General features: G+C 66.2%; 1 pseudogene. It reads left to right on the forward strand.

Going from position 1 to position 1095, the window contains the following annotated elements:
• Window positions 1-146: 146 nt before the first annotated feature.
• Window positions 147-1075, forward strand: a pseudogene (locus EBE87_RS30250) (IS630 family transposase); the annotation flags it as partial.
• Between the last annotated feature and the right edge of the window lie 20 nt (window positions 1076-1095).

The following is a 1095-nucleotide window of genomic DNA, read 5'->3' on the forward strand; positions in this document are numbered from 1 at the left end:
GCGCCCAAGCAGCATCCTGATCCTGCTGCACCCTGAGTCACGCGGCCGAACTCGCCCTCCCGTCAAACAACTTGCCAATGCCCTCATGAGGGATTCCCGCCGGACCTCAGACCTGATTCAAAGTGGCGAACGATCTGGAGTTCGCCATGGCAGCGGCGGTGGAACTGCGAGGGGACTTCAATGCGGCGGTGCTGCGCAAGCTGGCGCGGCGAAGCCAGGATCCTGCCCAGATCCGACGCTTGCTGGCTGTGGCCGAGATCTACGAGGGCCGCAGCCGCGGCGAGGCGGCCCGGGTTGGTGGTGTTGGGCTGCAAACCCTGCGTGATTGGGTCCTGCGCTTCAACGCCACAGGCCCTGCCGGGCTGATCGACGGCAAGGCTCCCGGACAGCCGCCGAAGCTCAACAACGAGCAGCGTCAGCAGCTCCTGCGCATGGTGGAGGCAGGTCCGACGCCCGCGATCCATGGCGTGGTCCGCTGGCGCCTGATCGACCTGGCCCAGTGGCTCTTCGAGGAGTATGGCCTCTCGATCGCCAAGCAGACCCTCAGCCGGGAGATGCGGACGCTGGGCCTACGCAAGCTCTCCGCCCGCCCCCAGCACCATGCTCAGGATCCAGAGGCGGCGGAGGCATATAAAAAAACTTCCCGGCCCGTTTGGCAGAGGTTGTCCAGGCAAGGCCGCCGGACACCCCGATAGAGATCTGGTTCGCTGATGAAGCCAGGGTGGGGCAAAAGAACACCATCAGCCGCCGCTGGGCTCTGCGTGGCAGCCGTCCTCGTGCGCCACGCGACCAGCGCACTCGTTCAGCCTACATCTTCGGCGCGATCTGCCCGCGTGAGGGAAAGGCCGCGGGCCTGGTTCTGCCCTTCTGCAACACCGCGGCGATGGAACTGCACCTGGTGGAGATCGCCCAGGCGGTCGCACCGGGCGCCCACGCCGTTCTCATCGTCGATCAGGCCGGCTGGCACACCAGCCCCAAGCTTGTCGTCCCGGACACCATCACCATCCTGCCCCTGCCGCCCCGCTCACCCGAGTTGAACCCGGTGGAGAACGTCTGGACACGAGGCCGCTGGATGTGACGTTCTTGTAGCACCGC

The organism is Teichococcus wenyumeiae, assembly GCF_003696345.1.
GTDB lineage: Bacteria > Pseudomonadota > Alphaproteobacteria > Acetobacterales > Acetobacteraceae > Pseudoroseomonas > Pseudoroseomonas wenyumeiae.